At 57.3% G+C, this 12,740-nt stretch carries 16 protein-coding genes; 1 reads left to right on the top strand and 15 read right to left on the bottom strand.

The features are described 5' to 3' along the window. Positions 1–35 precede the first annotated feature (35 nt). From C9383_RS22865 to C9383_RS22850, 4 genes are all read right to left on the bottom strand, one after another. On the bottom strand, positions 36–902 hold the full coding sequence (locus C9383_RS22865) for an SDH family Clp fold serine proteinase (protein ID WP_090367398.1): 867 nt from the start codon (positions 900–902) through the stop codon (positions 36–38). Positions 903–1,152: 250 nt separating this feature from the next. Next, on the bottom strand, positions 1,153–1,353 hold the full coding sequence (locus tag C9383_RS22860; protein ID WP_090367400.1) for a hypothetical protein: 201 nt from the start codon (positions 1,351–1,353) through the stop codon (positions 1,153–1,155). A gap of 778 nt (positions 1,354–2,131) precedes the next feature. Beyond that, positions 2,132–2,356, bottom strand: a complete 225-nt coding sequence (locus tag C9383_RS22855) for a hypothetical protein (protein ID WP_090367402.1) — start codon at positions 2,354–2,356, stop codon at positions 2,132–2,134. A 415-nt stretch (positions 2,357–2,771) separates the two neighbouring features. Next, positions 2,772–3,686, bottom strand: coding sequence for a hypothetical protein (locus C9383_RS22850; RefSeq protein WP_090367404.1), 915 nt, complete (start codon positions 3,684–3,686; stop codon positions 2,772–2,774). Between the two features lie 437 nt (positions 3,687–4,123). On the opposite strand from C9383_RS22850, the gene C9383_RS22845 reads away from it, so the two are divergent. After that, the gene (locus C9383_RS22845; protein WP_090367406.1) at positions 4,124–4,426 is read left to right on the top strand and encodes a hypothetical protein; all 303 of its coding nucleotides are present in this window, start codon (positions 4,124–4,126) and stop codon (positions 4,424–4,426) included. Positions 4,427–4,711: 285 nt separating this feature from the next. Here the strand turns inward: C9383_RS22845 and C9383_RS22840 are convergent, their stop codons facing one another. From C9383_RS22840 to C9383_RS22790, 11 genes are all read right to left on the bottom strand, one after another. Further along, entirely contained in the window at positions 4,712–5,512 is an 801-nt protein-coding gene (locus C9383_RS22840; RefSeq protein WP_090367408.1) for a hypothetical protein, read from the bottom strand. Between the two features lie 100 nt (positions 5,513–5,612). Then, the gene (locus tag C9383_RS22835) at positions 5,613–6,578 is read right to left on the bottom strand and encodes a hypothetical protein (protein WP_090367410.1); all 966 of its coding nucleotides are present in this window, start codon (positions 6,576–6,578) and stop codon (positions 5,613–5,615) included. 164 nt (positions 6,579–6,742) lie between these two features. Then, positions 6,743–7,165 (bottom strand): hypothetical protein, encoded by a 423-nt coding sequence (locus tag C9383_RS22830; protein ID WP_090367412.1) that lies wholly within the window; start codon positions 7,163–7,165, stop codon positions 6,743–6,745. Positions 7,166–7,213: 48 nt separating this feature from the next. After that, entirely contained in the window at positions 7,214–7,816 is a 603-nt protein-coding gene (locus tag C9383_RS22825) for a tail assembly protein (protein WP_090367414.1), read from the bottom strand. A 12-nt stretch (positions 7,817–7,828) separates the two neighbouring features. Further along, positions 7,829–8,209, bottom strand: coding sequence for a hypothetical protein (locus C9383_RS22820; protein WP_090367416.1), 381 nt, complete (start codon positions 8,207–8,209; stop codon positions 7,829–7,831). A 106-nt stretch (positions 8,210–8,315) separates the two neighbouring features. Then, on the bottom strand, positions 8,316–8,924 hold the full coding sequence (locus C9383_RS22815; RefSeq protein ID WP_090367418.1) for a hypothetical protein: 609 nt from the start codon (positions 8,922–8,924) through the stop codon (positions 8,316–8,318). Beyond that, the gene (locus C9383_RS22810; RefSeq protein ID WP_090367420.1) at positions 8,921–9,229 is read right to left on the bottom strand and encodes a hypothetical protein; all 309 of its coding nucleotides are present in this window, start codon (positions 9,227–9,229) and stop codon (positions 8,921–8,923) included. The genes C9383_RS22815 and C9383_RS22810 overlap by 4 nt, the downstream gene beginning before the upstream one ends. A 336-nt stretch (positions 9,230–9,565) precedes the next feature. Next, the gene (locus C9383_RS22805) at positions 9,566–11,368 is read right to left on the bottom strand and encodes a DUF927 domain-containing protein (protein WP_090367422.1); all 1,803 of its coding nucleotides are present in this window, start codon (positions 11,366–11,368) and stop codon (positions 9,566–9,568) included. Next, positions 11,355–12,236 carry a toprim domain-containing protein gene (locus tag C9383_RS22800; RefSeq protein ID WP_090367424.1) on the bottom strand — a complete coding sequence of 294 codons (882 nt, stop codon included), beginning with the start codon at positions 12,234–12,236 and terminating at the stop codon, positions 11,355–11,357. The genes C9383_RS22805 and C9383_RS22800 overlap by 14 nt, the downstream gene beginning before the upstream one ends. Next, the gene (locus C9383_RS22795; RefSeq protein ID WP_090367426.1) at positions 12,233–12,460 is read right to left on the bottom strand and encodes a hypothetical protein; all 228 of its coding nucleotides are present in this window, start codon (positions 12,458–12,460) and stop codon (positions 12,233–12,235) included. Before C9383_RS22795 ends, C9383_RS22800 begins: the two co-directional genes overlap by 4 nt. Beyond that, positions 12,453–12,740 (bottom strand): hypothetical protein, encoded by a 288-nt coding sequence (locus C9383_RS22790; RefSeq protein WP_090367428.1) that lies wholly within the window; start codon positions 12,738–12,740, stop codon positions 12,453–12,455. The genes C9383_RS22795 and C9383_RS22790 overlap by 8 nt, the downstream gene beginning before the upstream one ends.

Raw genomic sequence — 12,740 nt, 5'->3', positions numbered from 1 at the left:
TTGCAAGCGTCGTCATGGCATCCCTCCCTCGCTGATTATGTGTAGTGAAGCATGAAAGCAGATCGCTGGCGTTCTGCATGCTCAGTGATCAGCTCTGAATAAACGCGCAGATTCTGCCTGAGTTCTTGATCATCAGTATAGTCTTCGATCTTCAGCTTCAGACCACCGGTTAACGTGTTGATTCCGATCATTCTGCCGTGCGAATGCCAACGGTTGTTATCACTGAGATCTTTTGCAATTTGCTCAGCGCGTGCCTCTTTTTCTGCTTCGGACACAGCCGTGCCCGGATTGGTACAGCCATGGACTGTCCAGTCTTTGAATTTGTATTTCACAAGCCAGAGCTTAAGCAGGCTAACGGAGAGATCCCTGGCCTGTTCATAGCGACGAAGAGTCGCGAGATCCAGGCGCTGTAGCATCATGAACTCTGCATCTGTGAGGCTACCAGCCGCAGACTTTTCGATAAGTTGATTTACCTTGTCGATGTAACCGAGAGCAGGGACAAGCTGCCCATCTGCCAAGGGAACCTGCGGGTCAATGGGGCCGAGCGAGGATGTGTAGTCCATGAAAATCTTATCGCCGGACATACAAAAAATTGTGCCAGCGGACATTGCAGCCGTAGGAACCACGAAAAAGACTTCGTCAAAATGATGTCGAGTTACCTCAACCATTTTCTCAACAGCTTCAACTACCCCGCCTGGCGTTGCTATGACGATGCAAATTCGGTTCGGATTTTCTGTATCGGCGCGATGCTGCACCAACTCTTCGATCGCATTCACGTACGCGCTTTGAACTGCCGGGTGTATGGGGCCGGAATATGCTAGCAATGAACATCCGAAGTGCTTCGCAATCAATCCCCGATAATGAGTCAACGCAATGAGAATGTGATTATCAAGACTAGGCATATTTGATCCCTGAGTTCTCTCAACTCGACAAGGCCAAGCGACTTTTACTAAAGCCACCTTAGCTGGCAATTCGAACTCATGCCATTTTGCCGCTGCGCAACGCAACGCTACCCCGAATCAGGGTAGTGCTCATTCATGGGGGGCTCGCGAACGGGTGGTGTGCGGGACTATCCATAATTAACCTGGGCTCCCATTCCGGTATGGCAGGTGCTGGAAATACTACCGAGATCCGGGCATTTCACTCTCGCGGCTACAAGCGCATTTCCCTGATGACTCGCCTTGGCTCAGCTCCCCGCGAAAGGGCGCGCCGGGCGTCCATGGTGAGCTGGTCGAGCGCTTGCTCCTCGAATGCTGCCGCCATTGCGCTGGCCTTCCTGACGATCAGTAGCGCCAGCTCCGGCGGAAACACCACCTTGTCGGCGGGTAGATAATCACAGTCAATAACGGACACGGCTCTATCCTCGGTGCTCGGTTGATGCTGGCGCCGGAATGAAGCGGGGCCAGCAGATGACCTGCAGATGTTACCAGCGGAACGTGAGCAACTACCTGGAATCCGGGGGCTGGACAAGCTAGCAGGCCGACCGGTTTCCGCTCCAGGGTGAACGACTCGTTCACCACCTGCTCCGACCTGCTGTCAGGTCGCTGGAAGCCCCGGAAAAAACTTGACGAGTATCAAGCACCAGCACGCCACCTTTGATGCTGGAAGCGGCGTATTGCTTGGGCTGCGGGCAACTGAGCCTTGTTCTGTCGTTGGGAATCCGTCTAGGGCCTGTCTAATATTGCCTGGCGCGCTAAGCATCTTTCTGGCCCGGTATTTCACCACCCCATCGCGCCAGGATATTGATCGAGCACCCACCTTGACGGCCGCCTCACGAATTTAGACGGGGCGAATGCTGGTCAGGCAGCCCGAATGCTCGCAAAGCTTTGACCTGCGTGGCTTTCAGCGCTCCAACCGCTGATGGCTCCGGATAAATCCGTCAAGACCTGTCAAGAATTTCGTCAAGGCTCCGTCAAGGCTGATCAAGGATTATGGCCGCGTTTGCCGGGTTCGGTCGTGTGCTACTTGTCCCGCAAGTGACTGCCGCGGTTTGCCCCTGTTTCTGGACGAGGTAGCAATCCGGCCGCATGCCCGATCTGCCGCCAGCCTTTGCTGGCTTTGGCCCACGGGCCGAGTCGGATGAGCTGTGGCCTCGCCAGCCGTCCAGAACTGTCCAGAATTATTTGCCTCCTCACGACTGCCCCAGGCTGCCGGCGACGGTTAGCTCAGCAATGCCCTGGCGAATGAACACCAGGTTCTCGTCTAGCGTTTCCAGCGCGCCGCGCACGTTGTTGGCTATGTCTGCCGATCCGCGCTGTTCGACCCAGTTGGAAAGCTCCTCCACCGCTGCGCCCAGGGCGAGTTGGTTTTGATTGAGGCAGTCGAACAGGCTGGCGATCAATTTGGTGTCCGTCATGGTGGCTCTCCGTGTTTCGAGAGAGCGTAGCACCGGCGCCGTGAATGCCTGGAATCACCTTTACGTGGTGTGCGTCTGCCTGCGGCAAATTGGCCTGGCGATGTGATACGGGATTTCCCCGCATCTAATCCGTGAGCCACGCGCGCAGGGGCCGCTACTGGCTCTCAGGCGGCCACATTCGCTGAATCCGTCTCATGCCTGTCTCACATTCACCAGCGATTCGGTAAAGGCCGGGTAAAAGTAGGCGTGCCGAAAGCGCCCTATCCGTCTGGGGTCTGTCAGGGGTATCAGCGCCCACGATGCGCTTGTTTGACGGGCTGGCCACGCGATAAGCCTCAGACGCCCTCCCACGTGGCTTTGGTCTGATTCCTGTCTCGCATTCCGTCAAAGTGTGGTCAAAGTGCGTGCTCTACGCTTAGGCCCACTTCAAGGTTTTGGCATTTTTGGAGACAGCAGCGCTCCAAGGCCCTGGGCGCCGTTTCTGTAGCTCGGTGGCAATGCTGTATTGGGGGAAATGAGCAAAGTAAGCGAGATTGGTCAGAACTAGGCTTACCCTGAGATCACCATTTTCTGAGTAACCACGCTTTTCGAGTTCGGGAAGCAATTTGGGCATCAGGTCGGGAATGAGCTGCTCCAAGCATTCGAGAAGCTCATGCTCTTTGTCCATTTCCGTGATCGCAAATATGCTGTGGCCAGAAAACATATACCCTCCACCGATGGGAGCATATGTAGTGCCGTCCTTCACTTGAACAAAAGAGTTGTACCTTTTCTTTCGTAGCGTTTCGCGCTGATCGGATGTCAGCGTCTCCTTGGGTTGCATTCCTCGAAGCGCCCAATGCTCTATCGATTCAGGCCAGTTCCTATGCACGACCTCCACAATCTCCGCGTCCGCAAAGTCGTCGTGTGTATACACATCGATCGCATAAAAAATGTCTGCGGTCACTCGTGCAAACAAAAGCGGCCCTGTTCGGGCCATGTACTGTCCTTCTAACACGGTACCCAGATGTAGGTGATGTACTCCCCAGTCGCTGAGCAGAAGATCAGTTTTTTTTACCTTGCCTATAAGTTTGCTCAGATGGGGATTGAGATCCTTACCCTCTATCACGCTTAGCTTGATCTGTTCCCAACCCCGCAAATGTTCGGCTGGGCATTGAAAAGTATCAGATACAAGAACCTTTCTCGGCGTCGTGGTTATGCGGCGTTGGGCCGCGTTGAAGTAGTGAACAGGAACGTCCTCAGTGATGGCTTTCGTGTCGAGATCCCATTCTGATTTCATGATCTCCCTGAGTGTTTCGTGCCAGTCGGCCTTGAAGTCCATGATCAATTTCATAGGGGCGCCCTCCTATTTGCGCATATTGATCCTACGCGCCCGTCGGCTTTTGTGAAGGGCCTGCAAGCTTGTCGCACCACCTCCTTGGGATTGTTCGGCAACTGATCAGGTTGCCAGTGGAAACCACTGAAAAACCCTGGAAACCACAGTGGAAACCAGCGCCTGGTAACCATAACTTTTGATAACAGGCTGGCGGCCTGGTTCGCACTAGGTTCGCGTTAGAGGGTGCGAACCTCAGTGCGAACCTACTGCCGGTACGCACCCAAATGCGTACTAGCAGTGCGCAATTTGCGCAATTGCTGCGCAGTAAACCGGCGGACCTGCTGGCGCTGAATTTTTAACCTGGTTCTTACAGGTCACCATGAAGGCGTCTGCACTACAACGACGGACAATAAGCTAGGATCTTGAGCTCAAGCCAGAATGCGGACGTCAAACCTATGGAAAGCAATCAGGACACCCTGACAAGGTTGCGTGAGAGCAATCTCCGCGACCCTCTGATGCATGCCGATGCCCTCTTTTCGATAGAAGAGGGGGTGAAAGGCATGGCGCTCGCGACTGAGCGTCTCGTCGACCAAGTGGATGAGTTGGAAGCAGGCCAAAAGCGACGCTATGAGGATCTCTGCAGTTACTTGCTGAGTGGACCGCAAAACACCCTACCGGATATCGCTCGTTCCCTTCGCCATATCAAAGTGCTTCTCGTGGCCATACTGATTTTGTTCGTAATCAACTTTTTCAGGTGAAGCGACAACTTAGCGTGGCCGCGCTTTTTTACCAGGTGCGCGACGGACGTGCGCGACGAACTGCGCGAAACACGCCGCCGGAACTGTGCGCCAGCATTCCGTGGGGCTGTTCTGCAAATTGGTCACTGATGGTGGTCACCGCACTTGGTCACCGCCCTGGTATCCGGCTTAGATCAACGCCAAACCGTGGATACCAGAGTGGCTACCGCCCGATCTGGACAGCGCCAGCGACTTAACAAAACTTAACCTTTTTAAGGTCGAGCACTTGCCATCGAGCGTATCGCACTACCGCTCATCGCAGATGAGATTGAACCGATATGACGGGTCGGAAGATTTGACTTTGCATATGCGTTTTCCATCGTTGTCGAACAGATACAGCACATCGATCCTTCCTTGGTTGGGTAGGTACTCGTCACGCCAGATCAGTACGTTTCCTACGTTATTTGATAATCCTTCAAACCCAAGATCATTTATCACCATATCGACCCTGCCGGGGCCAAAGTACTTAAGGTTGGGCCTTTTACCCTCAAGAGCTTGGCCGACCTGGAAAGAATAAACTGCGTCACTGGTCGTCCATGCCGGAGCTTGAAAGTAGACCGTTTTATTGAAGTCGTCATAGCCGGTGATGCGGAAATCAGCAATGGACTTAGCTGGATCATCATTAGATTGCTGGGTCATCAGCTCAGTCCTTGTTAGGCGCTTGGATTCTTGGTCCACACGCAGCAAGATTAGCGAGCTGTTGTAGTTGCCTTCTGAATAATCCAGTTCTCCATTTGAGCGTTGATGAGCTGTAACGATAGCGGCTGTTCCATCTTTAAAGATGCCATTTATTCCGGATGTAAGGTCCATGTGAGCACCAGCTGCCCATCGGCTAAGGTCTTTTCCCCTGTAGCAAACCTGATGAGTGTCGAACATGGAGTTCATTTCCGATCCCGTGTGCGGGAGCGCTATGAAGTCGTCTCTTTTTTGTGACTTCAGCAACTCGAAAACCTCGGCGCAATCTTGCTTCTCGGCAAGAACCTGGGTGGAGGTCAGTGCAGAAAAAAGTAGCAAAAGCCCCGTTGCTGCTCTGTGAACGCCGTTCATAGTACAAGCTCTCCTTGAGCGATATGGGCGCGCGCTCGGCCCACAGTGGCAATTCCCGTGACAGATGGTAACCAGGCGAGGTGGTTACCAGGCACGTCATCTATTCCGCCATAATCTTGCCGAGCTTGTAATTACAGTATGAGCACAGCCCTTCAAAATGTTGTTCATCCACGCTCAAACCCGTTTCACACGCTTTGCATGAGTTGTATTCCAGCTCTGAAAAGCACACGGCACACTTCCCTTGCGCCACTAGAAAGGCTTCCTCTCCGCACATAGGGCAGTCTTCTATTAGTGAGTCGCCTCCGTCCTTGACGCTCATATAGTTGGCACCTTCCATGCTCTCGGGTAAGGCTGCGGTAATGACGGTTTCATATGAAGCGCTTGACCCACAACTGCTACAAACGAATTCGATGTCAGCACCAATATCTGTGGGGTCTAGTACCTTGATGAGCTGTGAATCGCAGTCTGGACACCTCATATAATCAATGGCGTCCTTTACTTCTGGGTATGGCCAATTAACAGACTCAAGGTTCGCTTTTGCAGCTTTCAACTCAGCCTCATAGAGAGACGCCACGCCGAGAAGCAAATCCCAGCACTCTTGGCCTAGAATTTGTACTGGATCTTTTCCAAGATGAGGCTTGCAGAACTGAATAATCAAATGAAGCGCGCTTGCAATAGCCTCCTTCATTCGTTCAACGGGATCTTTGCTGTAATAGTGCTCGATATTATTTCGAATCTTCTGAAGGTTCTCCAAGCGGTTCCATTCGATACCCTCCACCCCTAGAGACTTCAATCGATCTTTGATGTCCCTAACCTCGACAGTGTTGATTCCTGATCCTATCCATGTCGTTTTTCCTGTCGCTGGGTCGATTACGGGAAGGATATTCTTCTTTAGCAGCACCTCTTCTGAACCCTCTGGGCTTAGCTCTTGCAGCTTGCATTTGAAGAGCAAGAGGATGCCGGCATAAAAGTTACGGATGGCCGAGACGGCTCGTCGTGGATCGTCGTCGTGGAAGTCTTCCATGCCGATCCAGATGGAATCGACCGCGTTTTTCATCATCGACATGGTGCTCTCCTTGAACAGATGATTTGACGATGCGGCTTCAATAGCAATTTGAAACAACGTCTTGGATGGAGGCTTTCGGTGAAACAGACGATTTGGTCTGAGTGAGACCATATCGTCTGTCTCAAAGCGTGACAAAGCCGCTCGGAGGCGGCCCTATCTTTCCGTTACAGCGTGGTGGGGAGAATGTCTAAAACACCGTCACCGCTCGTTGATATGCGGTAGTTTTTCACCTTTCCGTCCGTGACGATTGCCTCTCGCTCTTGCCTGTCAGCACCCATCCCGCAGATGCCTCTTCCTTGGTATGCCGCGCCGACAACAACCGAGCCAGCAGGGACGTGGAGGTCAACCCTTTCTCCAGGCTTGAGTAATGCGGCCACTTTTCCATCTACGAAAATGCCCACCGAGCAAAGACTTCCCGTATGGCCAGAGTCTCGGGTTACCGACAGTGTGCCGGTACCTGGGGAGCTCGTCTGATATGCGAGAACCCTTTCATGAGGTACCGCAACAGCGGTTTTCGTGGGTACCGGAGAAGTAGCACAGCCGGCCATCAGGGCAACCAGGGCGGCAACAGCGGTAATTTTCAGCATGAGAGCTCCTTTCCATGAGGCGGCCACTTTAGCACCGCCCCGTGGCTCCTACATCTGGTCTTCGGCGTAGATAGCGGCGCTGATGATCGCTCCTCCTACCCGCCGTTTGCCGTAACAGAGGGGCACCGGGTTGCCACTGGCGGTGGTGTTCTTAGCGCTGCCGAAGGCGTACCCGGGGGTATTCTCTGGTGCGGCGCTGGTCTTTAGGCCGCCGGCCTGGGGGCTGAGCATCTGAATTATCCCGCCGATGGACATTGCAGCGCCTGCCGAATACAGAAAAGGTGACGCGGCAGCGAATGGGGTGAAAGACAGCACGTATGCTGCTGCAATCAATATCCCGCCAACAATGGTTTGAAGAGAGCCTGCGCGCTTACTGCCGCTGATCACGGGCGCAATGATGATGTCGCCTGCGCCCTGGAAACCCAGCTCCGTCTCTCCGACATTCTTCTTGCCCACGAACACTGCAAACTCCAGACCTCTCGACTTGGCGTTGGAGATAAATCTCTCGAGCCCGGGGATCTGCACGCATAAGGCTTTTATGGCTTCCGCCGGCGTGCGGACGGCGAGCGGGTAAGACTTTCCGAATTGTCGCAACTGCGCGCAGAGCCTGATGTTTCTCATCGGGGTGTATTCAATCGAAAGTACGGCCATGATTTGTTTCTCCTACTTGTCGCTGGTGGTGTGGGTTGGTACTTCGGCGCCGATCTGCATGGCGAGCATCATTCGGGATGCCATGGCGTCGTCACGGATGGCCTTTTCGCGGCGCGGGTCTGGATTCCACGCCCAGCAATGGGTTGACACAGACGCTCGAGCGAACGGTTCTGTTGGCTTCATCAGATCTGCTGCTATACAAGCCTCGTCCTCGGTGTAATACGGGCCATCGATCTCCTTACGCCCACCCTTGACGATGTGATCAACGCCCCAGACGTAATACCCTGCCACCGCTTTCGGATTGATCACGAAGTCAGTCACCTTGCACGCTTCGGCGAAACGCTCCCGGTGTGTGGGCGCCTGGCCCGCTGTGTTGTTGTCTTGGTCTGTCATGGTTTCCTCTGTGCGCCGCTGGCGCTGGTCATGGGCGGGTGCCCGGTGGTGTTACTCGGTGTCGCGCCACGTTTTCGTGATTCGCAAAACGTGGCGCGGAAAATGGTCATTTGCCGACGATGCTTAGGGCGGGCGGGAGCTTTGTGCCGAAAGGCGCACCAGGGGCGAATGGGGCGGGCAACTGGTCTTCTGGGCATTCCCTGATGAACCGGATCATGGCGGCGTGGCAGGCTTGATACAGCGGGCCACCGGCGCCCCATTCGTCGCTCTTGCGGTCGGCGCTGTCCTCCAGTTGGGATAGGTAGGCCACTCCGCGAAGGCTGGTGTCACCGTCTGCGCTGGCCTGCTGGCGATGTACTGGGTTGACGCCCAGCAGGTCGCACATCTGGTCGAAGCCCAACGTCTGCGCCAGCCCCTCGCGGTCGAGCATCAGTGATTGGCCAAACCCAGCAAGTGCGCTCCACGCTCCGCTGCGTGTAGCCTCCTGGTGTTCCTGGGCTAGCTCCTCCAATTCAGCAATGGCCTGCCGGGTGAAGGGGAGGAATGCTTTCAACTTGCCCGCCTGCCGACGAAGGGCTCGCCGCTCACTGCGGATAACGTCGAGCTGGTCAGCAATGGCGCGACATATTCGCCGGGTGGTGATGAGCTGCGTGGCGGCGCTGATGCCGGGTTTCATACCGATGTTGCACAAGCGGGTGATAAGGCTGGGCGTCATTGGTGCGCCTCCATAGGTGTGTTGTCGTAGCTGGCGCGCAGGTGGACGCCAGCCGCGCAATGGCGGCCGGTGGGCGCGTAGCAGCTCCGACAAACCATGATGTGGTTGAGATAATGGTCACGGGCGTGTCGCCATTGGGGCGTGGCAGTGGCGGCGCTTGCGTGTGGTCTTGTGATGAGTCGGGGAGTGCGCTCGACAGGGTTGGCCAGCACCAGGCGTGGGCGAGGCCGACTATCCATTTTTGGCGTGTCGGTACTGGCGATGGCTGGCGGCATGTGATCGAGCAAGCCGGAAAGGAGACTCATGGCGTCACCTCGGCCTGATTGCTCCATTGCCCATATGTGTCTCTAGAAAAAAATCGGGGGAACGGGGGAACAGTGGGAACAGCCAATGTTTCCGGGGCTTTTAGAGGGGGTTTCTGTTCCCCACGTTTTTTTGTGGGGAACGGTGATAACCAAATTCTGGAAAACGCAGACACGCTTATATTCAAAAGCATGTTTGTGTTCCCCCTGTTCCCCATACATTCAATAAGGGGGAACGACCGCAGCCCACGGTTTTACTGGCTGTTCCCCCGTTCCCCCTGTTCCCCACGTTTATAGGTTCCTGTGAACTCGGGCATTCATACTTGGTGGATTTGGTGGTCATGCGCCGGCCCCTTCGCTGTCCATGGCTTCTGGGTCGATCACGTACAGCCGCGCCGATCCGCCGGCGGGGATGCGGTACTTTTTGGTTTTGCGGCTATCGCGGTCGGTGTCGCGTTTGGCCAAGGCCCCGCCAACCTCCAGTGCCTTGATCACGCGGGTGAGGCCGAACCCATGCGCTGCCTCGATCAGCGCTGACTTGTTGAACAGATAGAGCCGTTTGCCGGCCACCAGCTCCCAGTACCCGGCGCGGTTGAATACCTTGGCGTCCACCTCTGCTGCGTCGACATCGGAGAATCGGCTGCTGCCGTGCTTGTCGATAAAGTCGATGATGCCGGCCAGGATCTGGCGGTCTTCTGCGTTGCCCCCGCCTACACGGGAGAGCCATTCCCCGTAGAGCAAACGGCAGTCGGAGAGGGCGGTACCGGGCTCCCATGGCAACAGGCCGTAGGCGATGGCCATCTCGCCCGCCAGCGCGATCACGGCGAACCGGTCAGCCACGCGGCCGGCCTGGGCGTTGTCCTCGACGAATTGGGCGCGGATGCCGTCAAAGTCACTGAGCAGCCCGGGCTTATCGTCGGCGGCGACCAGGTGCTCCACAAACGCTGGTCCAAGGTGGCCGTGGTGGGCGCCGACCGCTACGGTGAGCTGCCGGTGAAAGTCTGCCCCCTCAAGCCCGTGCAATTCGTCGAAGGCCCGGTGTGTGCGGGTACCGGCGTTCACGTCGACCATGCGTAACTCAGCGCCAGCGTGGGCGGCATTGCCGGATATGGCCGCGTGCTCAGAGAGGGAGCGCTCGCCGCTGGAGAGTGTCAGCAGGCGCCAGCTCAATTTGGCGCGGCCTTCGCGCTCTCGGGTCATGGTGCCTTTGCCCTGGCCGTTGGCGAGGGAGTAGGCCATTTCCTGTACGCGCTTGGGGTCGGCGCGCTTGATCTCATCCAAGGGCAGGATGGTGTCATTGCGGCTCGACGCCTCGATCTCCAGGCCGCCCTTGGTCATGTCCCAACTGGCGGCGAACACGCCCGGGTCGCCCCATACCGACGATCCGATCAGTTGCGCCAGCGACTTACCGCTCGAGCTATCGCCCACCAGGTGAACACCGCCACCTAGCACGCCGACCAAACTCAGCAGTGGGCCAGCCAGCGAGCAGCCGATCGCGAGTGTCAGCACCGGGTTGCCCGCGCACCTGGCGGCTACCTCCGATTGCCACTGCGCCAGCTCGCCGCGCCGGCTGAAAAGTACCTGAGCCTTGTTGCTGGCCTGGTACCGCACATTGGCGCTACCGATGGTTCGCCCAGGCAGCACGAACGCTCCCGATTCATGCCAGCCCGGCCGGCTGGTGGTGGCAAACACTTCTGCAGGATGCTGGTCGAGCAGGTACTCCATGAACGTGCCGCGTTTCTTGAGGGCGATAATGACGCCCATCCCGAACAATGCGCGCCGGGCGTCCTCGCCGCTGCCGCCGAACACTTCCATGGCGATGATCCATTCCTTGATGCCGCCCTCAGTTACCAGGCGCAGCAACCGCCCCTCGCTGCCGTCGTCGCTGTTGGTGGTTCGGGCCACGACTGTGACAGGGCTGGAGATCCACTCATCTGTGATAGGCCGGTCGCCGGTATCGCCCTCGGCGTCGTCCTGGTCAGCGGCGGCGCGCTTGAAGCTATGCCAGTAAACGCCCGGGCGCAGCTTGCGGCCCTTCTCATTGATCACCCAATGCTCATACACCGCCCAGCAAGGGCGATCTGGCGCAATGGTCGCGGCGTCCGGCCGAAGGTTGATCACGTTGCTGTCAGGCTTGGACATGGGCGAGTTTCCAGTTGGCGAGGTCGTTGAAGTCGGTGAGGTCGTCGGGTGCGCCTTCCGGCCACTCAGGGAAAGCCACTTGGCCACCCACTGCCGCTGCCGCCGCGTTTGCCGCTGCGCGTCCCGGGTTGCCATCGGTGAGCCGGTCGTCGTCGCCGGCGATGACGATTGGCTGGCTTGGGTAGCGAGCGCGAAGTGCCATCGCCGCCGGGATCAAGTTGCCCGCGTTCATGGCAGCGGCAACGACATAGCCGCCGTGCTGGTGGAGGCTGGCGGCCGTCGCCCACCCTTCGCAGATGCAAAGCACAGAACCTGGCTCGATGATGCCCAGCGGCGAATAGGTGCCCTTGATCCGGCCGCCGAACAGGAAGCGCTTCTCGCCGTGCGGCCCGATCCTTTGCAGGTTGACCAAGCGCCCATCCAGGTACAGCGGGATCAGCAGGTCAGTGCCACGCTGGCGCAGGCCGTAGGAGCGAACCGCCTTGGTGATCAGATACGGGTGGTCGGGTGAGGCGCGGCGCGCATTGCGCCACCAGTGATTAGCCTTCTCGGCGGCCTGCTGCTGGCGCCGGTGTTGCTCGGCTTCGCGCTGGCGCCGGGCTTGGTCAACTCGCTCGCGGATCTGGGCCGCTTCGCGGGCGTCCACCGGTTCGCGACTACACCAGGTGCTGGCGCCGCCGGCTTTCCAACTGCCGAACGCGCCGGATGCGATGCCGTCCAGGTACAGCACATACCAGCCGTTGAGAGAGCCGGGCCTATCCGCCGGCACACGGAACCGGTGGATTGCACCGTCGGGCTCTGGTAGCCAGTCGAGAGGGCCATAGACGGCCTGGAGCGCTTCGCGGAATAGGATCGTTGCGTCAGTCATGCGGCCCCCTTCGGCGGGGTAAACCGCTTGGCCAAGTTCTCCAGTTTCTGAGTCAGGCGCTCCAACTCATTGCATTGGCGGTCTTGGTCGCCTTCCGAGATTCGCAGTTCCTGGAAGCCGACCAGGGTTTCCACCAGCAGCACATAGCTGGCGCTGTCGATATGAGCGCCAGCAGCGGGTGGCCCGCCACTGCCCTTGCGCTTGATGGGGGTGACGTTACCCATGGCTGACCTCCCGGCGATCAACGTCAGCAAAGGCCCGGCAAACTTGACCGTTGTTCACACCGTGCCAGCGGGCAATGTCGTCGATTGAATCAACCAGGCAGGCCGTCACCTGGGCGCCTGCACTGCGCATAACAAGGCGCCCGCACTCAGCGTCGGCCTCGGTCAAGAATGGTCCCAGCAACGCCTTGGGCACCTTCGGGTGCGTGACGTAAAACAGTTCGATAGTTTTCTTCAGGCAAGCCTTCGGCGTACCCGCGTTTTTGCAGGTTTGGTTGTTCAT

The organism is Pseudomonas palleroniana (assembly GCF_003031675.1).
Classification (GTDB): Bacteria; Pseudomonadota; Gammaproteobacteria; order Pseudomonadales; family Pseudomonadaceae; genus Aquipseudomonas; species Aquipseudomonas palleroniana.
The sequence above is the reverse complement of the archived record's forward strand: the minus strand, read 5'-3'. Positions and strand labels throughout refer to the sequence as shown.